At 69.6% G+C, this 25,987-nt stretch carries 24 protein-coding genes; 12 read left to right on the forward strand and 12 right to left on the reverse strand.

The window, feature by feature from the left end; genetic code table 11:
* Window positions 1-181: 181 nt before the first annotated feature.
* From IPK24_16395 to IPK24_16415, 5 genes are all read left to right on the forward strand, one after another.
* Window positions 182-3,346, forward strand: coding sequence for a hypothetical protein (locus IPK24_16395; protein MBK8077100.1), 3,165 nt, complete (start codon window positions 182-184; stop codon window positions 3,344-3,346).
* Window positions 3,347-3,376: 30 nt separating this feature from the next.
* Complete coding sequence (locus IPK24_16400; GenBank protein MBK8077101.1) at window positions 3,377-5,032, forward strand: hypothetical protein; 1,656 nt, start codon at window positions 3,377-3,379, stop codon at window positions 5,030-5,032.
* Entirely contained in the window at window positions 4,995-5,729 is a 735-nt protein-coding gene (locus tag IPK24_16405; protein MBK8077102.1) for a response regulator transcription factor, read from the forward strand. The genes IPK24_16400 and IPK24_16405 overlap by 38 nt, the downstream gene beginning before the upstream one ends.
* Before the next feature lie 8 nt (window positions 5,730-5,737).
* Complete coding sequence (locus IPK24_16410) at window positions 5,738-5,884, forward strand: Flp family type IVb pilin (GenBank protein ID MBK8077103.1); 147 nt, start codon at window positions 5,738-5,740, stop codon at window positions 5,882-5,884.
* 63 nt (window positions 5,885-5,947) lie between these two features.
* Window positions 5,948-7,345: a hypothetical protein gene (locus tag IPK24_16415; GenBank protein ID MBK8077104.1), complete on the forward strand. Its 1,398-nt coding sequence runs from the start codon at window positions 5,948-5,950 to the stop codon at window positions 7,343-7,345.
* On the opposite strand, the gene IPK24_16420 is transcribed toward IPK24_16415, so the two are convergent.
* From IPK24_16420 to IPK24_16430, 3 genes are all read right to left on the reverse strand, one after another.
* A complete protein-coding gene (locus IPK24_16420; GenBank protein ID MBK8077105.1) occupies window positions 7,326-8,327 on the reverse strand; it encodes a C40 family peptidase in 1,002 nt (333 codons plus the stop codon). The genes IPK24_16415 and IPK24_16420 overlap by 20 nt on opposite strands.
* A gap of 558 nt (window positions 8,328-8,885) precedes the next feature.
* The gene (locus tag IPK24_16425; protein ID MBK8077106.1) at window positions 8,886-10,244 is read right to left on the reverse strand and encodes an NYN domain-containing protein; all 1,359 of its coding nucleotides are present in this window, start codon (window positions 10,242-10,244) and stop codon (window positions 8,886-8,888) included.
* Window positions 10,241-10,462 carry a hypothetical protein gene (locus IPK24_16430; GenBank protein ID MBK8077107.1) on the reverse strand — a complete coding sequence of 74 codons (222 nt, stop codon included), beginning with the start codon at window positions 10,460-10,462 and terminating at the stop codon, window positions 10,241-10,243. The genes IPK24_16425 and IPK24_16430 overlap by 4 nt, the downstream gene beginning before the upstream one ends.
* A 77-nt stretch (window positions 10,463-10,539) precedes the next feature.
* Between IPK24_16430 and IPK24_16435 the strand changes: the two genes are divergently transcribed.
* Both IPK24_16435 and IPK24_16440 read left to right on the forward strand, forming a co-directional pair.
* Complete coding sequence (locus IPK24_16435) at window positions 10,540-12,309, forward strand: DEDD exonuclease domain-containing protein (protein MBK8077108.1); 1,770 nt, start codon at window positions 10,540-10,542, stop codon at window positions 12,307-12,309.
* Between the two features lie 38 nt (window positions 12,310-12,347).
* Window positions 12,348-12,632 (forward strand): Lrp/AsnC ligand binding domain-containing protein, encoded by a 285-nt coding sequence (locus tag IPK24_16440; protein MBK8077109.1) that lies wholly within the window; start codon window positions 12,348-12,350, stop codon window positions 12,630-12,632.
* An 11-nt stretch (window positions 12,633-12,643) separates the two neighbouring features.
* Here IPK24_16440 and trpD read toward each other — a convergent pair whose 3' ends face one another.
* Together trpD and IPK24_16450 are read right to left on the reverse strand one after the other, a co-directional pair.
* Window positions 12,644-13,678 (reverse strand): anthranilate phosphoribosyltransferase, encoded by a 1,035-nt coding sequence (gene trpD / locus IPK24_16445; protein ID MBK8077110.1) that lies wholly within the window; start codon window positions 13,676-13,678, stop codon window positions 12,644-12,646.
* Window positions 13,678-14,076: a response regulator transcription factor gene (locus tag IPK24_16450; GenBank protein MBK8077111.1), complete on the reverse strand. Its 399-nt coding sequence runs from the start codon at window positions 14,074-14,076 to the stop codon at window positions 13,678-13,680. The genes trpD and IPK24_16450 overlap by 1 nt, the downstream gene beginning before the upstream one ends.
* 233 nt (window positions 14,077-14,309) lie before the next feature.
* Here IPK24_16450 and IPK24_16455 point away from each other — a divergent pair, with 233 nt between their 5' ends.
* The 5 genes from IPK24_16455 (at window position 14,310) to IPK24_16475 (ending at window position 18,846) form a co-directional block, all read left to right on the forward strand.
* A complete protein-coding gene (locus tag IPK24_16455) occupies window positions 14,310-14,909 on the forward strand; it encodes a heme-copper oxidase subunit III (protein ID MBK8077112.1) in 600 nt (199 codons plus the stop codon).
* A gap of 85 nt (window positions 14,910-14,994) precedes the next feature.
* On the forward strand, window positions 14,995-15,780 hold the full coding sequence (locus tag IPK24_16460) for a c-type cytochrome (GenBank protein MBK8077113.1): 786 nt from the start codon (window positions 14,995-14,997) through the stop codon (window positions 15,778-15,780).
* A complete protein-coding gene (locus IPK24_16465) occupies window positions 15,777-16,814 on the forward strand; it encodes a Rieske 2Fe-2S domain-containing protein (GenBank protein MBK8077114.1) in 1,038 nt (345 codons plus the stop codon). Before IPK24_16460 ends, IPK24_16465 begins: the two co-directional genes overlap by 4 nt.
* Window positions 16,811-18,451 (forward strand): cytochrome bc complex cytochrome b subunit, encoded by a 1,641-nt coding sequence (locus IPK24_16470; protein ID MBK8077115.1) that lies wholly within the window; start codon window positions 16,811-16,813, stop codon window positions 18,449-18,451. The genes IPK24_16465 and IPK24_16470 overlap by 4 nt, the downstream gene beginning before the upstream one ends.
* A gap of 206 nt (window positions 18,452-18,657) precedes the next feature.
* A complete protein-coding gene (locus IPK24_16475; protein ID MBK8077116.1) occupies window positions 18,658-18,846 on the forward strand; it encodes a hypothetical protein in 189 nt (62 codons plus the stop codon).
* Between the two features lie 48 nt (window positions 18,847-18,894).
* Here the strand turns inward: IPK24_16475 and IPK24_16480 are convergent, their stop codons facing one another.
* From IPK24_16480 to IPK24_16510, 7 genes are all read right to left on the reverse strand, one after another.
* On the reverse strand, window positions 18,895-20,100 hold the full coding sequence (locus IPK24_16480) for a L,D-transpeptidase family protein (GenBank protein ID MBK8077117.1): 1,206 nt from the start codon (window positions 20,098-20,100) through the stop codon (window positions 18,895-18,897).
* Between the two features lie 210 nt (window positions 20,101-20,310).
* Window positions 20,311-20,712 (reverse strand): cytochrome c oxidase subunit 4, encoded by a 402-nt coding sequence (locus IPK24_16485; GenBank protein MBK8077118.1) that lies wholly within the window; start codon window positions 20,710-20,712, stop codon window positions 20,311-20,313.
* Complete coding sequence (gene ctaD, locus IPK24_16490) at window positions 20,709-22,442, reverse strand: cytochrome c oxidase subunit I (protein ID MBK8077119.1); 1,734 nt, start codon at window positions 22,440-22,442, stop codon at window positions 20,709-20,711. The genes IPK24_16485 and ctaD overlap by 4 nt, the downstream gene beginning before the upstream one ends.
* A complete protein-coding gene (gene coxB / locus IPK24_16495) occupies window positions 22,442-23,284 on the reverse strand; it encodes a cytochrome c oxidase subunit II (GenBank protein ID MBK8077120.1) in 843 nt (280 codons plus the stop codon). The genes ctaD and coxB overlap by 1 nt, the downstream gene beginning before the upstream one ends.
* 223 nt (window positions 23,285-23,507) lie before the next feature.
* Window positions 23,508-24,200 (reverse strand): leucyl/phenylalanyl-tRNA--protein transferase, encoded by a 693-nt coding sequence (locus IPK24_16500; GenBank protein MBK8077121.1) that lies wholly within the window; start codon window positions 24,198-24,200, stop codon window positions 23,508-23,510.
* Window positions 24,201-24,229: 29 nt separating this feature from the next.
* Entirely contained in the window at window positions 24,230-25,210 is a 981-nt protein-coding gene (locus tag IPK24_16505) for a carbohydrate kinase family protein (protein MBK8077122.1), read from the reverse strand.
* Between the two features lie 99 nt (window positions 25,211-25,309).
* Entirely contained in the window at window positions 25,310-25,690 is a 381-nt protein-coding gene (locus IPK24_16510) for an iron-sulfur cluster assembly accessory protein (protein ID MBK8077123.1), read from the reverse strand.
* Window positions 25,691-25,987 lie beyond the last annotated feature (297 nt).

Genomic DNA, 25,987 nt, shown 5'->3' on the forward strand with positions numbered 1-25,987 from the left:
GGCACCCTGGCCCCGCAGGACGGACAACGAGGGGTCACCGCGCTGCCATCGGCCTCCTGATGGGTCGGCTTGAGCACGAACGAGCCCGAAACGAGCCGGAATCGGGTCCACCCGCAGCGGCGCACGAGCATGCCGGGGGATGCAATGATGCACGGCAGCGAGGAAGGGAGGGTGCGCGACCGTGGCTCGCCTGCTCGTGGTGTCTCGATCCATGGCCCTGGCCATGCGCCTGGCGGATGTTCATGAGGTCGTGGAGCATCCCGTCGAGGCCATCGACGACATCTCCCTGCACGGCGACATCGACGCCGTGGTGCTCGATGTCGGGGAGCCGCACTCCGCGATCCACGCCCTCGATCGGTTGCGTGCCTCGGGGGACACCGCGCCGGTGCTGATCGTCTCCGGCTATCAGCCGGCCTGGGCCAGCCTGGTCTCGGTGGATCTGCCGGACGTCGTCGTGGTGCCGTTGCCGATCACCCGAGCCGCCCTGCTCGAGGGGGTCTCCGAACTCACCGGACGACGGCCCGCGGCCCGGTCGGCCCCCCGCCCCGGGACCCCGCCCACCCCCGTGGGCTGGCGCGAGCCCCCCACCTGGACCCAGTCACCGGCGCATCCGACCCCCTCACCCGCCGCGGATCGTCCCCCCGGCTGGGGCGAGCTGGCGGCCTGGGCCCAGCCCACGTCCCGGCCGGCCGACGACACGGCAACCCCCGAGGAGCCTCTCGACGAGGACGCCGAGCCCGATTCGGGCTTCTCACCCGTCCGGGCCTCCTCGATCGATCCGGAGCTCACCGCGCGGCCCGTGGCGGACGAGGTCACCCTCGAGCCCCGGGAGCCGGGAGCCCCGCCGCCCGAACCGGCTGTCGCCGCCGCGTTGTCGCCGGCCGAGCAGGCGGACCTGGACTGGTTGCGGTTGTTGGCCCCACCCTCGGCCGAGACCTCGCCGCAGTCCCTCGGTGCGCCGCCGGACGATGTGGCGGCACCTTTCTCGCCACCCGTGCCGGCCGACGACCAGACCGACGACCCGGGCGACAGTGACGGTGAGTCCGTGCTCGACCAGCTGCCCGACCAGCTGCCCGACGAGCTGCCCGAGCTGCCCGACGAGGTGCCCGCGGACTGGTGGTACCGACCCACGGACGACGTGCGGGCCGGCGGCGACCTGCGGGACAGCGGAATTCGCGAGATCCCCGTCCGGCCACCGGAGCCGGTTCGGCCATCGGCCGCCGACAGCGATGCCCTGGTCCAGCCCCTGCTCGGGACGACCCCGGTGGGTGAGACCACCACCTCACCCACCTCACCCACCTCAGCCACCCCGTCCACCTCGCCACGACCTGCCTCGGAGCCCGGCGCCCACCGCCGCCGGGGTTCCGGCGGTTCGATCTGGATCCCCTGGCGGCGGCGCTCGTCGGCCCCGGCCGACGACGGCGCACCGGCGGAGCCGATGACACCGTGGCAGGCCCTGTCGCAGAGCGCGGACGCCGAACCCCTGGATGCCAGTCCGCTCGTCGCCGGTCCACTCGTCGCCGGTCCACTCGTCACCGAGCCCGCGGCGGGCGAGCATCCGAGCGAGGCGGAGGCGGACGACGAGCCACGCCTCGAACCCGTCGCGTTCACCGCGACCACCGAGCCGCCGAGGTTCGCGACGCCCACCGACTGGCCGTCCTTCACACCACCTGTCCTCCAGCCGCCGCCGCTGCCGCCGGTCTCGATCGAGCAGCCACCCCCGCTGCCGCAGCCGCCCCCGCTACCACCGGTGGAGCCTCCGGCCCAGAAGGCCACCACCACCTCGGCCACCACCCCCGTGGCCCGGGACACCGCATCACCCGACGCGACCACGCCGGACGCCGAGCCGCCGACGCTGCCCCGGCGCCCGATCATCGCGCCCGTGATGCCGCTCGGATCGACCGACACCCGGTCGCTGATCCTGCCGTACCGTGCGCCGGATGCCGCAGGACGCGTCGCGGACGACGCCGCCACCCCGGACGACTGGGCGGCGCAGAACTTCGACTGGTGGGGACCTCGCCCACGCGCCGTCCCCGTCGATCGCGTCTCGACCCCTGCCGAGGTCGCACCCGAGCCGAGCGCACCCGAGAACTCCACGCCCGAGGAACCCACCTCCGAGGACATGCGCTCCGTGGACATGGGCTCCGAGGACACCCGCGCCGACGACACGCGCTCCAAGGACATCGGCTCACAGGACATCGGCTTCGAGGAGACGAGCTCCGAGAACACCGCGCCGGAGAGCGTCTCGCCGCCGCAGGCAGCGCAGGAGAGCACGACGAGCTCGCCGACCATCGAGCCCGAACAGCCCCCCGCAGCCGAGGCGGACGAGACGGACGAGGCGGACGAGGCAGCCGAGCCGGTCACGGTCACGCCCGGCACGCCGGATGCCGAGGAGCCGGGGGCTCCCCCCGCGGTGCCCATGGCGTCCGCTGGGTCGGCGGCGCCCCCCATTCCGGTGGTCCACCCGATCGCCGAGCCGGCCCCGCCCGCGGCGCCGGCCGCTGCTCGGCTGCCGCTCGATGAGCAGGTGCGTCTGCCGGACGCCGCGGACGACACGGACGACACGGACGCCGCCCCCGAACCGGCGACCGACGAGGATCCCGAGGCTCCGACCCCCGAGATCGCCCGGCATCCGGTGGTGCCCGCAGCGCCTGCCTCCGGACCGCCACACGGCGTCGACCTGCGCAGCGACCCGCCGCCGAGCACCTCGGCGCCGACGGTGTTGTTGCCGGTGCTGGGCACGGTGGCCGCCACGCGTACCGTGCCGGCGCCGGCCCGGACCACGCGCGTGGGACCGTCGGGGCACCCGTTGGCCCCGGTCGTCACCACCTCACTGGTCAGCCTGGTTGCCCAGCTCACCGAACGCTCCGGCGACCTGTTCGGCGTCGCCGACACCGCTCAGGCGCTGGCCGACGAGATCGTCGAACGCGCCGAGGCCGATGCTGCCGCGGTGCTGGTGCCGGACGGCGGCGTGTGGCGGGTCAGCGGCGGCGTCGGGCTGAGACCGCTGGAGCGCCGGCTGGTGTTGGATGCCTCGCACTGGCTGATCTCCGAGATCGCCATGGGCGGCCGGGCACTCCTGGTCGAGGACGCCGACGGACTTCGGCCGAAACTGGCCGGGGCGCCGCTGGCGGCATGGCGTCATCTGCTCGCCGTCCCGGTTCCCGGGGTGCGAGCGGCCGTCGTCCTGGCCCGGGGGTACGAGGCCGGCCAGTTCGGCGAACCCGACCTCAACGCGGTGGTCGAGCCGATCCGAGACGGGGCCGCCCTGCTGCAGACCGCCCTGCAGATTCGCCACCTGGCGCGCCTGCTGGCGCCACTGCGTGAAATCGATTCGTCGCACTGAGTATCCAAGTTCACCCCTTCAGGGGGTGAGGTGTGGCAGATTACCCACGTGCGGGCACGGCGCTGGCGAGGGGTTGCCACCACTGCCACGTCCTGGGCGGTGGCGGGACGCCTGCTGACGATCGCCTTCGGCGCCGGGGTGACCGCGGCGGCCGGACGCCCACGTGCGGGCTTCGCGATCGCCGTTCTCTTCATCCCGGTCGCCGTGATCGGCACCCTGCCCCCCGGCGAGCGCCGCATGGAGCGGTGGCAGCCGGTGGCCGAGATCTTCGCGGCCGCCACGCTGGTCGCCGCGCTGGCGCCGTCCGGAGCGGCCTTCGTGCCGTATCTGATCGCCCCGCTGGTGCAGGCCGGATTGCGGGGCGGGCTGACCGTCGTCGCCACCGCCTTCACCACGGGCGCCGCGGCGCTGGGTGTGATCACCGCACTTCAACCGGCGATCGACGCCGGTGGGCCGTCGCTCACCCGACCGCTGGCCTGGCTGCCCCTGCTGGGCGCGGCAGGGGCCACCTCGGCCTGGGCTCGACGGGTGCTGCAGGTCGAGCGCCCCGTGATGGAGCCGGCCTACGCCGATGCCCACCGGCTGCTGTCCGAACTGAACCTGGTCGCCCGGCAGCTGAGCCTCGGCCTGGACCCTCACACGCTGGCCACCGCCCTCGTCGAGGAGCTGCAGGGTCTGGCCGTCGGCGCGCGCGCCACGGTGCTGGTGCGTTCGGCCGCCGGACGTTTCGTGCCGGTGGTCGGTGACCCGCCGAACCCGTTGACCGAGTCGGTCGTGCTCGACACCTGGGTCGCTGCCGATCTCGTGCGGCGCGGCCGCAGTGGGGTCACCGTGCTGGGGCTTCCGGTGCTGATGGGTGAGCGCGTGGTGGCCGTCGTGGTGCTGGCCGACGCCACCGGAGCCCAGTCCCTGGGCGATGACTCGGTGGCCGCCTGCCGGGCCTCGATCGCCCAGGCCGGGCCGCGCCTGGCCTCGGCCCTGCTGTTCGACGACGTCCGGCGGCTGGCCACGGTCGACGAGCGCCACCGGCTCGCCCGAGAGATCCACGACGGCATCGCGCAGGACATGGCCTCGGTGGGCTACCAGATCGACGACATCGCCAGCGACGCCCCCGCCGAGGTGGCGGCACGGCTGCACGCGCTGCGCGAACACCTGACCACCCTGGTGGCCGAGTTGCGCCTGAGCATCTTCGATCTGCGCGCCGGGGTGGACGAGGCCGTCGGGCTGGCCCGAACCCTGTCGGACTACGTACAGCGGGTGGCCACCCAGGCCGGTCTGGTGGTGCACCTGTCCACCGACGAGTCGCCCCACCGGTTGCCGCTGGCCACCGAGGTCGAATTGCTCCGCATGGTGCAAGAGGCCGTCACCAACGTGCGCCGTCATGCCGACGCCCACAACCTCTGGCTCACCGTCATGGTCGACCCGCCGAGAGCCCGGGTCACGGTGGCCGACGACGGGTGCGGCTTGTCGCCACCCCGTCCGGACAGCATGGGCATCACCGGCATGAAGGAACGTGCCACCCGGATCGGGGCCAATCTGACCGTGCGCGACCGGGACGAGAGCGATCCTGCGCTACCCGGCGCGAGCCGGTCCCGCGGAACCGTCGTGGACATCCTGCTCGAACCGAGCAGGGCCACTACCCGGAGTAATGTTGCGATCACGCATACGAGAGGTTCGCGGACATGACAGACTCGCCGAGCTGGGCTGGCCACTCGACCAAGGAGACAATGTGACGGGGGTGCAAGACCAGATCACCGTGCTCCTCGTGGATGATCATCAGCTGATTCGGGAGGGTCTGCGGCGGGCGTTCGACCGCGCCGGGGACGTCGAGGTGGTCGGTGAGGCGGGGACGGTGGCCGAGGCCGTCGACGCCCTGCACCGGCTGACGCCGGACGTGCTGGTCACCGACGTGAAACTGCCGGACGGCGACGGCATCGTCCTCGCCGAGAAGGCCCGCAAGTCCTCCCCCGCCCTCGGGGTGGTGGTGCTGACCATGTATGCAGGCGATGACAAGCTCTTCGCGGCCCTGGATGCCGGTGCCTCGGCCTTCGTCGGCAAGGACGCCCCTGCCGAGGAAGTGGTCGCTGCGGCACGGCACGCCGCCGCCAACCCCCGCGCCTTCACCGCCCGCGATCTGGCCGATGCCATGCAGCGCCGGATGAACGCCCCGACCGGGCCGAAGCTCTCCCCGCGGGAGCGCGAGGTGCTCGAGCTGCTGGTCGACGGCCTGGCGATCTCGCAGATCGCTCGCCGGCTCTACATCAGCGAGTCCACCGCCAAGACCCACGTGGCGAACATCTACGAGAAGCTCGGCGCCGGCAACCGGGCACAGGCGGTCATGGCCGCCGTCCGGCTCGGGTTGGTGGAGGGCCAGACGCTGTGAGTCGCCCGCTGCTGCGCCGGCCACGATCAGCCCGGCGGCCGAACGACCAGGGCGCCTCGGCCATCGAGTACGGGCTCATGGTGGCGGCGATCGCCGCCGTGGTCGTGGGCGTGGTGATCGGACTCAGTTCCATCGTGCAGGCCGCGGTCCGCTGAGGACCCACCTCGCCGCAGATCGCCGGGACCGCTCAGGATCGCCGCGGACCTAGGCTGTCCCCCGTGCCGGCCCCTCTCGCCCTCTCCTCGGGGATCATTCGACAGGTCGCGGGGGGCATCGCCCTGGCTGCGGCCACCGGGCTGTCCGCCTACAGCGTTGTCCGATACCGCCCGGCCATCGTGGCCGGGTACCTGGTGGCTGCCGTCGTGCTCGCCGCCGTCCTGGTCGGATCCCGCAGCACCCGCAGGTCGGCTGCGGGCCGCGACGGCGATGCGCGCTGGGGGCCGGCTGCTGCGCTGATCAGCTCAGGACTGATCACCTGGTGGGTGCCGGTCTTCAGTTACCTCCCCCCGGACGCCGCCGGCCGGGTCCGCTGGATCCTCGCCGGAGCGGGGGTGCTGGGCGGCCTGCTGGTGCTGATCCCCGCTGCCACCTGGACGCGGTGGACGCCGCACCGGGCCGCGAACGCCGCGCTGGGCCTGGCGATCACCGGGTATCTCGTCGCCACCGTGCTGCTGCTGCGCGGTGACCCCGCTCCCGAGATCGATGTCTGGTACACGCTGCAGGGCGCCGCCGACTCGCTGGCCCGGGGTCACAACATCTACCGCGAGGTCTGGGTCGGCCCACCCGGGGTGATGGCGGCCTTCACGTACCTGCCCTGGACGGCGCTGCTGCTCGCCCCCGGCAGGTGGCTCGCCGGTGACGTCCGGGTGGCGCTCGCGGCGATCACGGTGATGACCGCCCTCGTGGTGCGCGGAATGCACCGACCCGGCCGGGACCCTCGCGTCACGGCCGGCGCCGCGGCGTTGCTGCTCGTGGTGCCCGGCACCGCGACCCAGATCGAACAGGCCTGGACCGAGCCGTTGCTCGCGGCTTGCCTGGTGGTGGCCGCGCACGGAATCCTGGGCGGCCGATGGCTGCGCGCGATCCTCGCGCTGGCGATCGGGATGGCGTGCAAACAGCACCTGGTGCTGCTGTTGCCACTGCTGGCGGCCTGGCCACGCTTCGGTCTGCGCCGCACGGTGCTCACCGCCCTCGCCACCGGGGTCGCCGTGCTGCCCTGGTTCCTCGCCGACCCTGCCGCCATGTTCGAGGACACCGTCGCGGTGCTGGTGCGCTATCCGCCGATGCGTTTCGCGGACAGCCTCTACATCGCCGCGATCAACGAGTTCGGCTGGATGCCGCCGTTCTGGCTGACCGGAGTCGTGGTGCTGGCGGTGATGGCCGCCGTCGCCGGCTACCTGCACCGGCACGACCCCGGCCCGGGCGAACTGCTCTGCTGGGCTGCGCTGGTGCTGTTGGTGGCCAACCTGGTGAACAAGCAGGCCTTCTACAACCAGTACTGGTTGGTGGCAGCCCTGGTGGCCGTGGGTTGGTCCGTGAACTCCGCGACCTCCGAGACCTCGGCGACCGCCGTGGCCCCGGACACCACCGCCCCGGTTACAGCCGAACGGCCTTGATGAGCCTGCCGTCGAGGCGGGCCGAGGCGATCCGGATGACGTCACCGGTGTGCGGCGCGTGGACCATGAGGCCCTTGCCCACGTAGATGCCCATGTGGTTGTAGCTGTTGAAGAACACCAGATCACCCGGCTTCAGGTTCGCCTGGGAGACCGAGACGCCCTCCCTGGCCTGCATCGCAGCGTTGTGCGGCAGTGAGATGCCGGCCTTGGCGTAGGCGGCCATGGCCAGCCCGCTGCAGTCATAGCTGCCCGGCCCCGATCCACCCCACCGATACGGCTTGCCGATCTGTGCGCAGGCGAAGTTCAACGCGGCACGGGCCTGGGCGTCCGTGGTGTCGATCCCCACGTCCTCGCAGTGCAGCAGACCCGTCGCGGGTACCTCGACACCGGCCTGCTCGATGGCGCGCTGATCGCCGGAGCCTCCCATCTGAGCGATCGCCCGGCGCTGGGTGCCATCCAACTGGGCGAGCAACCGGCGCGAGTCGGCCAGCTTGGACTCGATCTGCTTCTTCAGCGTCTGCAGGCGCTTGGTCTCGGCGACCAGCTGAGTCTTCTGGTGGCCCAGGTGGGCCTGGTCCTCGGCCAATCGACGCTGGGCAGCCACGAGGGCCGCCACGGCCTCGGCCTGGCGCTCGCTCAGGCTCGAGTGCAACCCACTCGCCGCGAACGCGGCATCCGGGTCATCGCTCAGCATGAGGCTGACCATCTCGAGGTCGCCGGCCTTGTACGTCTCGGCGGCGAGCCTGCCCAGACCCTGCCTGGCGATCTCCACCTGCCCGCGCTGTTGGGCCACTCGGGTGGTCGCCGCAGCGGTCATGACGTTGACACTGGCGAGCTTCTCACGGGCGCCGTTGTACTGCTCCGTGGCCGCCTCGACGTCATGCTGCAGGGTCTCGACCTGCTTCTGCACGGTCGCGAGATTCGGTTTGGGAGCGGCACTCGCCCCGGCCACCCCCAGGCCCAGAACCACGACGGCTGTCACCGCCGTTGCCATCCCCCGCCGCACAGTCAGGTGCAGGGACACTCGGCCATCGCTCCGTTCCTCCGAAGGCCCCCGGCGCCCGTTGGTTCGATCGTCGTGACCGGACCGTGACATCGAGGCGACACTAGCTGGTTCGGATCAGCGCGCCAAGACGGGTGCCAGGTGGTGGACGGAGGCTATCGAAAACGCCTGGTCACCAGGCCGAATCCTCAGCCGGTTGCCCGTCTCTTCACAGTCCCATCACGGTTGGTTGACGTTCGGCCACCAGGCACGAGGCGCAAAGGGGGCACGAGGCCCGAATCGGCCAACACCGCGATGGCGGCCCGCTCGGCGCCGTCCAACTCACCGTTGGCGGGCGCAGCCAACATCACGGTCACCACGCAGCTGCCACAGGCTGCTCCACGAACCTGGCAGGTGTCGCAATCGATGAGCACGGCAAGCCCTTTCTTCGTCCGAGCGACGCATCGTGAGCTCGCGTCACACCGGTGTTCGACCGGTGACGGGGACGCTAGGGGCCACCACCGACAAGTCCCCCGGAACCGCGGTCCCGGCACCCCCTCAACGGGATCCCAGCAGGCGGACCAGGGCGAGTGAGGCCACGGCTCGTGCCCCCGACCGGCTGACGCCGGAGACCACCTCGCCGTCGGTGCTCACCACCACCACGGGACGTCCCACCGGCTCGGACCGGACCAGCCGACGGATCAGCTCGTCGGCGTTCATCGGAGGGACCGAGAACAGCACCCGGACGCCGCGCACCGGCGGGGGCGGGCCGGCCGGGACGGCGTCCGAACCGTCGAAACAGCAGGTGATCTCGACCCCGGTGCGTGCGGCCAGCGCGGCCAGGCCGTCCAGCAACCGGCGGCGCTGCTCGGTCAGGGCCAACGCGGGATACCCGGTCTTGGTGACGTTGTAGCCGTCGATCACCAGGTGGGTCTGCGGCACCGTCAGCAGATCGGCCAGCAGACCCGGATCGGTCTGCGATCGGCCCCGCACCAGATCGTCGGATCCCCCGGACGTCGTGCGCTCGCCACCCGGGGCGGTCCGGGCCGCGAGCTGTTCGGCCACCACATCCGCTGGACGCACCCCGACAGGTGGCAGGGCGAGTTCGCGACGCAGCCCGCCGGCCGCCTCGATCACGGCGTCCAACAGCAGCCGTACCCGCGCGTCGTCCAGCGCCCGGTCCGCCCGAGCGGACTGGCGGGCAGCCTCGCCACGTTCCTGCGCCGCGGCCAGCTCCTCCCCGAGTCGGGTGACCTCGGCGGCCAACTGGTGCAGCCGCTCCTGATCCTGCTGCGCCTGATCGGCCTGGGCGGCCTCGACCGCGCGCACCTGAGCCCGGGCCCGATCGGCGTCCGAACGCGCCCGGCGCAACTCACGGCGCACCACGGCGAGCTCCTGCTCCCGCTCGGCAACGGCGGCGGTCACGGCATCCAGCTCGCGCTGCACCCGGTCACGTTCGGCTCGAGCCAGGGCCGTCTCTCGCTCGGCGGCCGCTGCCACCGCCTCGTGCGACCGGGTCCTGTGCCTGGCGTCCAACCGCTCACGCACCTCGCCGGCCAGCGCCTCCCAGCCCTCGGGACGCACCAGGAACAGTCCCACGAGCAGCTCGGGCAACACGGCGTCCTCGATCTCACCGCCCTCGGAGGTGGCCTCGGCCAGGCCACCCCGCACCACCAGGGCAGCCACCTCGGGCCGTTCACCGCGCCACGCCGCAGCCACCGCCTGCCGGAAGACCACCTCGGCGTCCAACGCCGTCCGGAGCGCTCCCGCACCGGCAACGGCTCGTCGCGCGGGGGCAAAGGCCCGTACCCGGCGCAACACCACCGGAACCCGATCGGGCTCCAGCTCACCGAGCACCCGAGCCGCCAGCACCAACATCCGCCGCTGGACCGCGTCGGGGAGCTCCGGATCGGTCATTCCGGCTGATCGGTGCGCGGGACGAGCTCGATCTGATCATCGCGGTCGCACCACCGGCAGCGCACCTGGTCGATCCGCTCGTCCAGCACGGTCTGTTCCTCGACCCGGCCCTGACCGGCGAGGTCGAGGTGCACGAACTCGCGCACCGTCGAGGTGCGGGTGACGTCGAAGCGGGTCAGGTTGCCGCAGGCACCACATCGCCAGCGAAGATCGGACACGTCGCGAGCCTACCCGCCGGATCGCCGGACGACGTGGCGGGGCATGGTTGTCGTACCCCACCCCTAGCGTCGGGGTCATGACCACGATCGACACCCACGCCGGGCTCCCGACGTGGCGTCCGGGCGCCCAGATCAGCCTCGACGAACTCGGCACCCCCCTGCACGAGACGACGTTCGTGGTGGTCGACCTCGAGACGACCGGGGGCAGCGCCGCCGAGCACGCCATCACCGAGATCGGAGCGGTCAAGGTGCGCGGCGGGCAGGTGCTCGGTGAGTTCCAGACGCTGGTCAACCCCGGTGAGCCGATTCCCGCCTTCATCTCGGTGCTCACCGGTATCACCAATCCGATGGTGGCCACGGCGCCGCGACTCGGGGCAGCGCTGGCGGCCTTCCTCGAGTTCCTGATCGGTGCGGACGCCGTGGTGGCTCACAACGCCGGCTTCGACACCACGTTCCTGAAGACGGCGTGCGCGGCGACCGGACGGGTGTGGCCGGCGCTGACGGTGATCGACACCGTGGGGCTCGCCCGTGCCGTGGTCCGGGGCGACGAGGCCCGCAATCACAAGCTGTCGACCCTGGCCCGGCTGTTCCGATCCCGGGTCGAGCCGAATCACCGGGCGCTCACCGATGCCCGGGCCACCGTCGACGTGCTGCACGCTCTCGTGGAGCGACTCGGGCCGCTGGGCGTGGCCAGCCTGGAGGAACTGGCCACCGTGAGCACGCGGGTTCCGGAGAAGACCCGCCGCAAGCGACACCTGGCCGACGACCTGCCGAACGCCCCCGGCGTGTACGTGTTCCGCGACGGCCGAGGGCGTCCGCTCTATGTCGGCACCTCGGTCGATGTCCGCACCCGGGTGCGGACGTACTTCACCGCCACCGAGAAGCGCACCCGGATGAGCGAGATGGTGGCGCTGGCCGAGTCGGTGACCGCGGTGGTCTGTGCCACGGCGCTCGAGGCGCGGGTGCGTGAGCTGCGTCTGATCGCCGAGCATGCCCCGCCCTACAACCGACGCTCCCGCTTCCCGCAGCGGGCACCGTGGATCAAGCTCACTGCCGAGGCCTTCCCCCGGCTGTCGGTCGTGCGCACGGTGATCCCGGACGGCGCGACCTATGTCGGGCCGTTCTCCTCACACCAGCAGGCCGAGCTCGCCGTCGCCGGGTTGCACGAGGCGATTCCGTTGCGCCAGTGCACCTCGCGCCTGCCTCGTCGCCCCTCGCCCTCGGCCCGCGCGTGCGTCCTCGCCGAGATCGGCCGGTGCGGGGCTCCGTGCATCGGGGGTCAGGACGTCGAGGCCTACCGCGCCGTGAGCGACCAGGCTGCGCAGGTACTCACCCGAGACGCCACCGCCGTGGTGACCCACCTGCTCGACCGCGCCACCGACCTGGCCTCGCAGGAGCGGTTCGAAGAAGCTGCCCGCCACCGTGATCGGTTGCTCGCGGTGGTCCGGGCGGTCTCACGCACCCAGCGGTTGGCCCCCCTGGCCGCGACCCGCGAGCTGTTGGCCGCGAGGCAGGTCCCCGCCGAGCGAGCGGCCGGGCACTCCATGCGGGGGTGGGAGTTGATCCTGGTGCGCTATGGCCGGCTGGCGGCGACCACGACCAGTCCGCCGGGTGCCGACCCGCGTCCGTACCTGGACGCGCTGCGCGCCACCGGTGAGCAAGTGCCCACGCCGCCCCCCGCCCCCTTGCCCGCCGCGCATCCGGAGGAGACCGAACAGGTGCTGCGCTGGCTCGAGCAGCCCGGCGTCCGACTGGTCGACCTGGACGGCGAGTGGAGCTGCCCGCAGGCGGGCGCCGGCCGCCACCTGGCCGAACTGAACGCACTAGGCTCGGGGACACCGAGCTGAGACCGACCCGGCTCGGGCCGACCGATCAGGGAGAACGCATGATCACGGCCATCGTGTTGGTCCAGACCGATGTGAACCGCATCCCCGAGGTCGCCGCCGACATCGCGGCCCTCGACGGGGTGAGCGAGGTCTACTCGGTCACCGGCGACGTCGATCTGGTGGCCATGGTCCGGGTGCACGAGCACGACCAGCTCGCCGACGTGATCGCCGATCGCATCAGCAAGGTGACCGGGGTGAGTTCCACCCGCACGTACCTGGCATTCCGGGCCTACAGCCGGCACGACCTCGAGGCCGCCTTCGCGCTGGGCATGGACGGGGACTGACGGGCGGCCCGTCAGGAGGCGCTGGCCACCACCCAGCGATCGAGCACACTCGCCGCCGCTCCGCCGTCCACGGCAGCAGCCACCTCCTCCAAGGCCGCCTGCATCCGCTCGACGAGCAGACCGCGGGCAGCGCCGTCGGCAGCCACCACGGCAGCAGCGGCGTTCAGCAACACGGCGTCACGGATCGGGCCCTGCTCCCCCGCCAGCACCGACCGCACCACACCGGCGTTGTGCGTGGCGTCACCACCGGCGAGGTCGGCCAGCGTGGCCCGAGCCAGGCCCAGATCCACGGCGTCCAGCGAGGTCCGGTGAACCTGCCCGGCGTCCACCAGCCACACCGTCGTGGGCGCGGTGGTGGACATCTCGTCCAACCCTTCATCGCCCCGGAACAGCAGCGCCGAGGTCCCCCGATCGGCCAGCACCCCGGCCATGATCGGAGCCATGCGGGCATCGGACACCCCGATCGCGGCGGCGGCCGGCTGCGCGGGGTTGGTCAACGGGCCCAGGAAGTTGAACGCCGTCGGCACGCCGAGCTCACGACGTGCCACAGCCGCGTGACGCATCGATGGGTGGAAGACCTGGGCGAAGCAGAAGGTGATCCCCACCTCGGGGGCGAGTTCGGCGACCCGGCCCGGTGGCAGGTCCAGCCGCACGCCGAGTGCCTCCAGGACGTCAGCAGCGCCCGAGGAGGACGACGCAGCACGGTTGCCGTGTTTGACCACGGTTCGCCCGGTTCCGGCCACGACAAGAGCTGCCATCGTGGAGATGTTCACGGTGTGATGTCTGTCACCACCCGTGCCCACGACGTCCACACAATGTCCGGGGACCTCGATCCGGACGGCGTGCTGCAACATCGCCTCGACCAGCCCGGACAGTTCCTCGACCGTCTCGCCCTTGCCGCGCAGAGCCACCAGGAATCCGGCCAGCTGCGCACTGGTCGCCTCGGCACTCATCACCTGGTTCATGGCCCAGGCACACTGCTCGCGCGACAGGTCCTCGCCGCTGAGCAGCGAGGCGATCAAACGGCTCCAGGTGATCGCGCCCATCAGCCCGCGACGCTGCGTGACCCGCGCACCAGGTCACCGACCGCCGCCGCGATCGCCACCGGATCGAGCGGGTGAGCCACCACCTGATCGGCCCGTGACCAGGTCGCCAGCCAGGCGTCCTGAGCACGGCCGGTCAACACCAGCACCGGCGGGCACTCGTAGATCTCGTCCTTGAGCTGTTTGCACAGGCCCATGCCGCCGGTCGGGCTGGCCTCGCCGTCGAGAATCAGCAGATCGAGGCCGCCGCCGTCCACCGCGGCGAGAACCGCAGCCCCCGTGGCGCACTCGACCCACCGCACCAGCGGAAGGTCCGCCGCGGGGCGCCGGCCGACTGCCATCCGCACCGCAGTGCGGGTGTCCACGTCGTCGCTGTACAGCAGGACGGACAGCTCGTTCATGGTGCGATCTCCGCCTCGTATCGAGAAGTCGGTGAGGGCTGGCGTGGGCATGCTACCGGCCGCCGCTGCTCGACCGTTCGGCGCAGGTCACGGCCGAAGGAGGGCACCTCGGCACGCCGGTTGACCAACCCCCTCGGTTTCACCCTCGCGGTAGGTCTAGATTGGCCTCCGTGGCGACCGCATCCATCGTTGACAGCCCCCACCCGACCCACGCGACGGTCAATCGACCGAACATGGTCCAGGTGGGCACCATCGTCTGGCTGGCGAGCGAGCTCATGTTCTTCGCCGGCCTGTTCGCGATGTACTTCACCATCAGAGCCGTGCTCCCGCCCGTCTGGGCGGAGAACACCGAGCTGCTGAACATCCCCTTCTCCACCGCCAACACCATCAACCTGGTGCTGAGTTCCGTGTGGTGCCAGATGGGCGTGTTCGCAGCAGAGCGCTTCCAGGCCGCAGCCAAGGGCCCCTGGTGGACGCCCTGGACCCGTGAGCACGGCTGGAAGAACTGGGGCATGCGCGAGTGGTACGTGCTCACGTACATCGCCGGCGCCGTCTTCGTCGCCGGGCAGGTCTACGAGTACGCCAAGCTCGTCTCGGAGGGCCTCACGCTCGCGTCCAGCGGATACGGGTCGGTCTTCTACATGACCACCGGCTTCCACGGTCTGCACGTCACGGGCGGCCTCATCGCCTTCCTGCTGATCATCGCCCGGAGCTACATGACCCGTCGGTTCGGGCACGCCGAAGCCACCAGCGCCATCGTCACCTCGTACTACTGGCACTTCGTCGACGTGGTCTGGATCGGCCTGTTCCTCGTCATCTACGTCCTGAAGTAGAAGTCCCCCAACTCCGACTCACAGGGATTCCAGCGCAGGACGCGCACGTCCGTCAGGTTCCACTGCTCGCCCAGGAGAAGAAACCGTGACCGCACTCGCAGCCCGGCGGCGACACCCGCTGGCGACAGCACTCCTGGTGATGATCGCGCTGATCATCACCGGTGTGTCGTACGCCGCGGCGACCACCGGGAAAGCCTCGGCCGCCGTGTCCGCAGCGGATGAGATCGAGGCCGGTAAGAAGCTGTTCCTGGCCAACTGCTCGACGTGCCACGGCACCAATGCCGAGGGACGGCGCAATGCACCGTCCCTGGTCGGCGTCGGCGCCGCCGCGGTCGACTTCCAGGTCGGCACCGGACGCATGCCGATGGCGGCCACCGGCCCCCAGGCGCCGAAGGTCTCCCCGGTCCGGTACACCGACGAGGAGATCCAGGCCATGGCGGCCTACGTGGCCTCGCTCGGCCCCGGCCCGGCCATCCCCTCCGACGCGGACGTGGATGCGAGCAAGGGCGACATCGCCAAGGGCGGATTGATCTTCCGCACCAACTGCGCGATGTGCCACAACATTCAGGGCAAGGGCGGTGCGCTGACGCACGGCAAGTATGCGGCCGGCCTCACCGGCGTCGACCCGAAGGACATCTGGACGGCGATGGTGACCGGGCCGCAGTCGATGCCGGTCTTCACCGACCAGACCATCAGCCCTGACAGCAAGCGTGACGTGATCGCGTACCTGAAGTCGATCGACGAGACCCCGACCCCCGGTGGGTTGAGCCTCGGGTCGTTCGGCCCGGTGACGGAGGGCCTGGTTGCCTGGCTCGCCGGCCTGGGTCTGCTCATCGGGTGCGCCGTGTGGTTGGGAGCCAAGTCATCGTGAGTGAGAGCCAGAACCTTCCCGACGTCGTCTCCAGTGACAGCCACGGCACCGTGGCGACCTCCGAGAGGTTCGACGACCCGGGACTGCCCCCGCATCGTCATCGGGTCACCGACATCGATCCGGCGGCCGCCAAGCGGGCCGAGCGCCAGGTGGCGGCACTGTTCGCCATCTCGGGCATCGGCACCGTGCTGGCGATGGTCTTCTACTTCGCCCTGCCGTACGACACCACGTTGCCCTACACCGAGTTCATGGGCCGGGTGAAGCTCTCCACCGCCCTGGTCGGCCTCGGCCTCTTCCTGGCCCTGTTCGGCATCGGAGCGGGCGCGGTCCACTGGGCCAAGACCCTGATGCCGGACGAGGAGCGGGTCGAGGACCGTCACGACCTGCGCGGCAGCGACGAGGACCGGGCCGCTGCGCTCGACATCCTCGCCGAGGGTGCCGAGGAATCCGGCCTCGGTCGACGCCCGCTGATCCGTAACTCTCTGATCGGCGCCATGGCCCTGGCCCCCCTCCCGGCCGTCGTCCTGCTGAGCGACCTCGGGCCTCGCCCGGGCAACAAGCTGTCGGAGACCATCTGGAAGAAGGGCACGCCCCTGGTGCTCGACCCCCAGGGCGGCAAGATCAAGGCCTCTGATCTGGTGCAGGGCTCGGTCGCCCACGTCATGCCCGAGGGCATCGAGGAGGTCGAGAACGTCCTCAACGAGAAGTCCAAGGCGTCGGTCCTGGTCATGCGTCTCGACCCGGAGCTCCTGGATGACGCCTCGCGCCCTGGCTCGTACGATGGAATCGTTGCCTACTCGAAGATCTGCACCCACATGGGTTGCCCGGTGGCGCTCTACGAGCAGCAGACCCACCACCTGCTCTGCCCGTGCCACCAGTCGACCTTCGACCTGACGCAGAACTGCAAGGTGATCTTCGGTCCTGCGCGGCGTCCGTTGCCACAGTTGCCCATCACCGTCGACGAGGAGGGCTACCTGGTGGCCGCAGACGCATTCAGCGAGCCCGTTGGGCCGAGCTTCTGGGAGCGGGGATGACCACCACGACGACCGAGACGAAGTCCGGCAAGCTGGCCAACTGGGCCGACGAGCGACTCAGCGCCAGCAAGGGTGTGAAGTTCCTCGCCCGCAAGATCTTCCCGGACCACTGGTCCTTCATGCTGGGTGAGGTCGCGCTCTACAGCTTCATCATCCTGCTGCTGACGGGTGTCTTCCTCTCCCTGTTCTACATCCCGAGCTCAGGGCACACCACCTACCAGGGCGTCTACGCCCCGCTGGTGAACCAGCACGTGTCCGAGGCGTTCGCCTCGACCGTGCGGATCTCCTTCGACGTCCGTGGCGGCCTGCTCATGCGGCAGATCCACCACTGGGCGGCGCTGGTCTTCGTCGCCGCCATGACCGTGCACATGTTCCGGGTGTTCTTCACCGGCGCGTTCCGCAAGCCGCGTGAGCTCAACTGGGTCATCGGCTGCGTCCTGGTGCTGCTGGGCATCGTCGAGGGCTTCCTCGGCTACTCCCTCCCCGACGACCTGCTGTCCGGTACCGGCATCCGCATCGCCTCGAGCATCATCCTGGCGATCCCGGTGGTCGGCTCGTACCTCAGCTTCTTCCTGTTCGGCGGCGAGTTCCCGGGCGAGGAGTTCATCCCCCGCATCTACACGGTGCACGTGTTGCTGCTGCCGGCCATCTTCCTGGCTCTGATCGGCGCCCACCTCGTGATGCTGGTGATCCAGAAGCACACCCAGTACCCCGGGCCCGGCCGCACCAACAAGAACGTGGTCGGCTACCCGCTCTTCCCGGTGTACACCGCCAAGGCCGGTGGCTTCTTCTTCATCGTGTTCGGTGTCATCACGCTGATGTCGGCGCTGGTGACGATCAACCCGATCTGGGCCTACGGCACCTACGACCCCTCCCCCGTGAGCGCCGGCTCACAGCCCGACTGGTACATGGGCTTCATGGACGGTGCAGTCCGGTTGATGACCGGCTGGGGAGAGTTCACGGCCTTCGGATTCACCTGGTCGTTCAACATCCTGGTTCCCGCTCTGGTCATCCCGGGGTTGATGACGGCACCGATGTTCCTCTACCCGTGGATCGAGCAGTGGGCCACCGGGGACAAGCGTGAGCACCACCTGCTCGACCGGCCCCGCAACGCCCCCACCCGGACCGGTCTGGGTGCCATGGCCATCACGTTCTACATCCTGCTGTGGATCAGCGGTGGTAACGACATCATGGCCACCGTCTTGCGACTGTCGATCAACGACATCACCAACACGTTGCGGGTCCTGGTCTTCGTGCTTCCGCCCGTCGTCTTCATCGTCGTCAAGCGAATCTGCCTCGGGCTGCAGCGCAAGGACCGCGACCTGGTCCTGCACGGCCGTGAGACCGCCGTCCTGGTACGCACCGAGGCCGGCGAGTTCTTCGAGGTCCACGAACCGCTCGACGAGTTCAAGCGGTGGAAGCTGGTGCAGCACGAGACCAGTCGACCGCTGGGCGAGCTGCCGGCGGAGGATGAGCGGGGCGTGCGCCGTCCGGGTTCGGGTTCGGGCTGGAAGAACAAGCTGTCGAAGTTCTACTTCGAGCAGCGCGTCGAGCCGGTGACCCCGATGGAGTTGGCCGCGGCTCACCACGATCACCACGATCACGAGGCGATCGAGTCAACGCCGGCACAGCACTGATCGACCCACGTACACGAGGAAGGCCCGGGCCTGATGGTCCGGGCCTTCTTCATGAGCCCTCTGCCGATTCGTGTGCGGATCGGCTCCGGATCGGCGATCGGCCAATGCCCGCTGCAGCGAAACCCCTTCTCCCCTTCGTTCTCCCCCCGCCAAGGCCGGGAACGCTACCCTCACCTCATGCGTCAGGATCATCGATGAACACCGACTTGCGACGCCGGCTCACGGCCGCCATCACCATCGTGATCTTCGTGATCATCCTCGAGGGTGTCTGGGACAAGGTGAACCTGGTCATCTGGACCAATGTCCCCTGGTGGGGACTGATCCTGCTGCTGGTCATCGCCTACTTCGTCATCGAGGCGGCCGTGAAGCGACTCTTGGGGCCCCGGCGCCGCTGACGAGGCAGCTCTGCCGCCGAGCCACCGACCCCCGGTGCGGCGTGCCCGTCAGACGTCGGTCCCCGCTGCGTACGTGTCGAACGGCATGTTCCACTCGGTGTATCCGTTGCCCCACTCGAGTGCTCGCGACGACCCGGTGTACACCACGACGTCGCCGACGAGTGAGTTGTCGTAGAGCCAGCGCGCGTTGGCAGTGTTCATCCCGGTACAGCCGTGGCTGACGTTCGCCCGTCCCTGCGAGCCCACCGACCAGGGGGCAGCGTGCAGGAACTCACCGCTGTACGTCAGGCGCAGCGCCCAGTTGACCAACAGGTTGTAGTACTCGGGATCGCTCTTGTCCTTGCCGAGGGTGGCCGCATCCATTCTCACCTGGGACTCGCGGCTCATGATGACCTTGATGCCGTTGCGGGTGCGGAACCCGGCCTTGCCGGTCGTGACGGGCATCGACCGGACGACCTTGTCGCCCTGGCGCACGGTCAGCGAGTGTCGAGCCGTGTCCACGGTCAGGATCTGCGACCGGCCGACGGTGAACGAGCTCGTGGTGGTCCGCCGGCCCCACACGCCGTCCGACAGTTCGACCTTCGACATCGCGGCGGTGACATTCACCTTCGTGCCCGACGGCCAGTACTCCTTGGGGCGCCAGTGGACCTCTGTCGCGGAGAACCACCGCCAGGCGCCCTCCACGGACGGCGTGCTGGAGACGGTCAGCGCAGATTCGGCAGCCTTCTTGTTCTTCACCGGCTGGGAGAAGACGACGATCACGGGCATGCCGACTCCGACGGTCCAGTCGTCGCCGGGGATCAGGGTGGTGGACACCAGCCGATTCGCCTGGAGCGTGGTGAAGGTGGACGTGGCCGTGACCGGCGAACCGTCCTCGCCGGCGCCCAGGGCCGAGAGTGTGTACGTGGTGCCCGGTGCCAGGGCGTCGGTGAGCCTCCAGCTGCCGCCGTCGAGCTCCCCCTTCAGCTGCTTACCGTCCTCGGTGGTCAGCCGAACGCGGCTGATGCGTCCGTGGACGACGTCGACCGTCACGGGCCGATCGGGGCGCACCTGTGTGCTACCGGTCTGGGGAGCCAGGCTGAGGACCGCTGGCTCGCTGGTCACCGCGGCGCTGGCTCCAGCCACCGTGCTGGTCGCGGAACTGCTCCCCGTGCCCTGAGGGCTGCTGCCCGCCGCCGTCTTCGACGCCGGCTGGCAGGCACTCGAGGTCACCACGAGCGTCAGCGCCACCGCGACGAGAAACCCCTTACGCACCGATGTTTCTCCAGTCATCCAAGCGGGAGGACGTCCTGCTCGACGCCTCCTCCACCTCGAGACGCGGGACGCGCGGCAAAGGTTGCCATGACCTCGAGGTGAGTCGTCTCAGCCAGGCCAAGAGTACGCGACCGGCGGTCTCCAAACGCCGAACGGTGACACCTCGGCGTGTAGAGACCGAGATGCCACCGTTCGGCGGATGCGAGGTGGTCAGTGTGCGAACTCACCGCGGTAGTACTCGAAGACCCAGCCGATCAGCGCAACAGCCGCCAGCGGGACCCCGATGAAGAACAACCACCAACCGGCGGCCAGTCCGGCGAAGACGCACGCCGCCGCCAACCCCAGCGGCATCGGCCACCACGAGTACGGCGCGAACACGCCCAGCTCGCCAGCGCCCTCGCGAATCTCGGCGTTCGGGTCGTCCTCCGGACGAGCATCGATGTGCTTGGCCGTGTACGCCAAGTACGCACCGATCATCAGGGCCATGGCCGAGGTGAGGTAGAGCGCCAGGAAGCCCAGCGGCTCTTCCCACTTCGTCATGTAGCCGTAGACCGTCCCCACCGGGATGTAGAGCAACCCGAGGTAGACGAACAGTCGCCTTTCGACCTTCACGGACGGTCACCTTCGATCGTGGGGTCCTGAACATCGGCTGGGCCGAGGACATTGGCCAGCACGCTGTTGTCCGGTGTGGTGACGGCTGCCGCCGCCGCTTCAGGGTGGTGCAGGTCGAACGCCGGCCGCTCACTGCGGATCCGCGGCAGGGAGTGGAAGTTGTGCCGCGGCGGAGGGCAGGAGGTCGCCCACTCGAGCGAGGAGCCGTAGCCCCACGGGTCGTCCACCGTGACCTTGGCGCCCTTGGCCTGCGTGATGTAGATGTTCCACATGAACGGTACGAAGCTCAGCGCCAGAATGGCCGAACCGACCGTGGAGACCTGATTCTCGAAGGTGAAGCCCTCCGAGGGCAGGTAGTCCGCGTAGCGGCGCACGGCACCCTCGACGCCGATCCAGTGCTGGATCAGGAACGTCGTGTGGAAGCCGATGAAGGTCAGCCAGAAGTGCCACTTGCCCAAGCCCTCGTTGAGCATCCGGCCGGTCATCTTGGGCCACCAGTAGTAGAAGCCCGCATACATCGCGAACACCACGGTGCCGAAGATCGTGTAGTGGAAGTGGGCCACGATGAAGTAGGTCTCACCGACGTGGAAGTCCACCGGCGGCGTGGCCAGCATGATTCCGGTGAGGCCTCCGAAGAGGAAGGTCACCAGGAAGCCGAGCACCCACAGCATCGGGGTCTCGAAGGTGATCGAGCCACGCCACATCGTGCCGACCCAGTTGAAGAACTTCACCCCGGTCGGGACGCCGATCAACATCGTCATGAAGGCGAAGAACGGCAGGTTGACCTGGCCCGTGTAGTACATGTGGTGCGCCCACACGGCCATCGACAGACCCGCGATCGCGATGGTGGCGAAGATCAGGCCCTTGTAGCCGAAGATCGGCTTACGGCTGAAGGTGGGGATGATCTCCGAGACGATGCCGAAGAACGGCAGCGCGAGCACGTAGACCTCGGGGTGCCCGAAGAACCAGAACAGGTGCTGCCAGAGCACCGGTCCCCCGCTCTCGGGTTCGAAGAGCTGGGCACCGAACCGTCGATCGGCCTCCAGGCCGAACAGCGCCGCGGCCAGCGGCGGGAAGATCATGATGACCAGAACCGAGGTGATCAGGATGTTCCAGGTGAAGACCGGCATCCGGAACATGGTCATACCCGGTGCCCGCATGCACACGATCGTGGTGATGAAGTTGACCGCGCCCAGGATGGTGGCGAAGCCACCGAGGGCCAGACCCATGATGCCGAGGTCCGGGCCGATGCCCGGGGTGTAGGTCGAGTTCGACAGCGGCGGGTAGAGGAACCAGCCGAAGCCGGCCGGCCCCTGCGGCACCAGGAAGCTGCTTGCCGCCACCAGACCACCGAAGAGGTAGAACCAGTACGCGAGCATGTTCAGCCGCGGGAAGGCGACGTCCGGGGCGCCGATCTGCAGCGGCATCACCGCATTGGCCCAGCCGCTGAACGCCGGCGTGGCGAACAGCAGCAGCATGATCAGGCCGTGCATGGTGAAGAACTGGTTGTACTGCTCCTTGCTGATGAACACCTGCATACCGGGTGCCCACAACTCGGCCCGGATCACCAGGGCGAGCAGGCCACCGACCGCGAAGAAGAACATCGAGGTCGCCAGGTACAGGTTGCCGATGACCTTGTGATCGGTCGACGTCATCCAGCGGACGGCCAGGACTCCCTTGCCGGGCCTCACCGGGGCCAGGCTCGTGGGGGGATGGGCGATCGCAGTCATCAGTTGCTCCCGGACGCGGGTTCGAGGGTCTGGGTGTTGAACGGGACGGCACCGCCGCCCGGACGGGTCTTGACGCGGCTCAGGCTGGTGTCGAGCAGGCCGACGTTGCCCTGGGCCTTCAGGTCGGCCATGTGCTTGTCGTAGTCGGCCTGCGAGACCACCTTGACGTTGAACAACATCTCGGAGTGGTACTCACCGCACAGCTCGGTGCACTTGCCGATGTAGTCGCCGATCTTCTCCGGCACGACCTGGAACTTGTTGGTCACGCCGGGAATGTTGTCGAGCTTGTAGAGGAACGCGGGGATCCAGAACGAGTGGATGACGTCCCGCGCCTGCAGGGTGAACTCCACCCGCTTGCCCACCGGCAGATACAGGTTGGGGATCTCCTTCTCGGTGCCATCCAGCTCGACCTGGGTGCCGACCTCGTACACCTTGTCGTCGAGGTAGTTGAAGTCCCACGCCCACTGCTTGGCCACGACGTTGATGTGCACGTCGGCCGGCTTGGAGGTGTCGGTGATGTCCGACTGGTAGATCGCCGTGTACTTGAAGAGCACGACGACCATCATGAGCGGGATCACCGTGTACATGATCTCGAGCGGAATGTGATAACGGATCTGCGGGGGCAATCCGGTGTCGTCGCGGCGGCGGCGGTAGGCCACCACACACCAGAGGATCAGGCCCCAGACCAGGACGCCGACGGCCATCGCGGCGATCCAGGAACCGACCCAGAGATCAGTGATCTTGGGTGTCTGGTTCGTGGTGCCTCTCTCTCCCGGCAACCAGACCCGGCGCACCGGACTGTCGCTGGCGCACCCGGAGAGCACGACCAGCAGCGGGAGCATGACCAGAGCGACTCGGCGACTCGTGCCGCGACGCAGGCGGCTTTCCTTGAGCGAGAGCAACGTCGGCCTTTCCACGAAAGCTTGCCCGGACGGCGCACCACGCACCGTTCGGGGACACGATCCTGCTCCGCTCACACTAGCGCCTGACACCTGTGGGGATGAGGCGCCCTCGACGTGAAACGCCGCAGGTGCCGTCGACGGCGACGAGCGGTCGGCCGCTTCGTCACGCCGGACGGAGCGGCCCGTGCGGCCAACGGACGCCCGGGCAGTCCAGGGCTGCCCTTAGCCGACCGAGATACACCGTGCGTGTGATGTCGAGCACACCGAGTGTGCGCAGGTGCGGCGTCGACCACTGGACGTCGAACAACCGGCGCGGCTCGCCGTCCTGGGCCAGCAGACTCACGAGAGCCCACAGCGCCACCTTCGAGGCGTCGCGGGTGCGATGGAACATCGACTCGCCGGCGAACAACCCGCCGATCGCCACGCCGTACACCCCGCCGACGAGCCGATCCGACTGCCAGCACTCCACGGAATGAGCCCAGCCGTGGGTGTGCAGCCGCTGGTAGGCGATGGCGATCTCACGGGTGATCCAGGCGCCGCTGCGCGCCGGGTCACCACAGGCGGCCACGACCTCCTCGAAGGCTGTGTCCACCCGGATCTCGAACCGGCGTGCCGCCGAACGCAGCGATCGCGAGGCATGGAAGCCGTCCAGCGGCAGCACTCCGCGTGGATCGGGTGACCACCACCCGATGGGGGCTGCACCTGCCTCCCCCAGTCCCATGGGGAACAACCCTGCGCAGTAGGCATCCACCAAGGTGCGCGCCGACAGGTCGGCCCCGACCGCAACCAGATCCTCGCCCGGTGCGGCCGCAGCCACCACCTCGGCGAACCGATGACGCGACCCTCCGCTGGCCATGTCGCCCTGCCGTCCGACCGGCGGGCGGTTCAGTGGCGCAGGTGGATCAGGTGGCCCTCGACCTCGGCAGCCGCTTCGGCCCCATAGGCGTCGGCGAACCGATCCAGGGCTTCCCGGCGGTACATCACGTACTCCTGGGTGCCCACGGTCTCGATCACATGCGTCGCGAGCAGACATCCCACCTGGGCACAGCGCTCCAGAGGTAGCCCCCAGGCCAGGCCGGCCAGGAAGCCGGCCCGGAAGGCATCGCCGACCCCGGTGGGGTCGGCGATGCTGCGTGCCGGGACGACGTCCACCCGGAGCTGGTCGCCGTTGGTGTCGATCACCACGCCGTCCTTGCCGTGGGTGGTGATCCGCACGCCCACCCGGCGACGCACCTCGGCGGCGTCCCATCCGGTCTTGGTGTGGATCAGTTCCGACTCGTAGTCGTTGGTGAACAGATACGTGGCGCCGTCGATCAGGTCGCGCACCATGGGTCCGTCGGACCACGCCAACTGCTGGGAGGGGTCGGCCGCGAAGGGCAACCCGCGTTGGCGGCATTCCCGGGTGTGCCGCAACATCGCCTGCGGGTCGTTCGGGCTGACCAGCACCAGGTCGATCGGGTGGGCCGCGTGCAGCGGGCCGAGCTCGATCTCGCGGGCCTCGCTCATGGCGCCCGCGTAGAACGAGGCGATCTGCGCCTGGTCGCTGTCGGTGGTGCAGATGAACCGCGCGGTGTGCGCCAGCTCGCTGGTGTGGACCGCGGAACAGTCGACCCCGTGGCGCTCGAGCCAGGACCGGTAGTCGACGAAGTCCTCGCCGACGGCCCCGACGAGCAGCGGGCTGAGGCCGAGCGTCGCCAACCCGAAACAGATGTTGGCGGCGACTCCCCCGCGCCGGATCTGCAGATCCTCGACCAGGAACGACAAGGCGACCCGGTCGAGCCGGTCGGCGATCAGGCTGTCGGCGAACCGACCGTCGAACGCCATCAGATGATCAGTGGCGATGGATCCGGTGACGGCTATACGCACGTCGCGAACCCTACCGGGCACCCGGACAACTGGCCGGGTGCCCGGGAGGTCGACGGTCCCTGGACGCCGCGGACGGCGTGGACCCGCCGAAGAGCTGGTTCAGCAGAAGCTGTTGCCGCAGGCGCAACCGGCGCCGGCCTTGGCATTCGGGTTGTCGATGGTGAGTCCCTCGCCACCCTGCAGAGTGCTGGCGAAGCCGATGGTCACCCCGACCAGCTTGTCCTTGCTGAAGTCGTCGACCACCAGCGGCAGGCCGTCGAACTCGCGCACGCTGTCGCCGTCCATGGTCTCGTCGACGAAGCTGAGCTTGTACTCGAGGCCGCGGCACCCACCGGGAACCACCTCGAGACGCAGCAGCAGGTCGTCGCGGCCCTCGTTGGCCATCAACTTCCTGGCAAACGTCACGGCCTCCGAGGTCAGGACCACACCGTGGGCGGGCTCCTCGGGGGCGATCTGGGTCGTGTCGTTCTGCACGGTCATCGGTGTCTCTCTCAGGTCCGGGGGCAGGTAGGGGCAACGTGTCCGTCGGGCTCAACGCCGGTCGCGTCTCGACTATGCCTGGATCTGTGTGATTTTCTCCCGGGCCGCCGGATCGAACCGGCGACCAGGTCAGGTAAGCCTTACCCGCGACCACAGCCAGGATACGGCGGCACGGCGCCCAATGCTCGCCCTGTCGCCCGCGAACCTGACCGGAGCCTCGACCAGACCGGATCCCGACCGGATCCCGACCGGATCCTGCGTCACCCTGGCGCCGGATCAAGATCCGGACCTCCCCGG

It is taken from the genome of Kineosporiaceae bacterium (genome assembly GCA_016713225.1).
Lineage (GTDB): Bacteria > Actinomycetota > Actinomycetes > Actinomycetales > Kineosporiaceae > JADJPO01.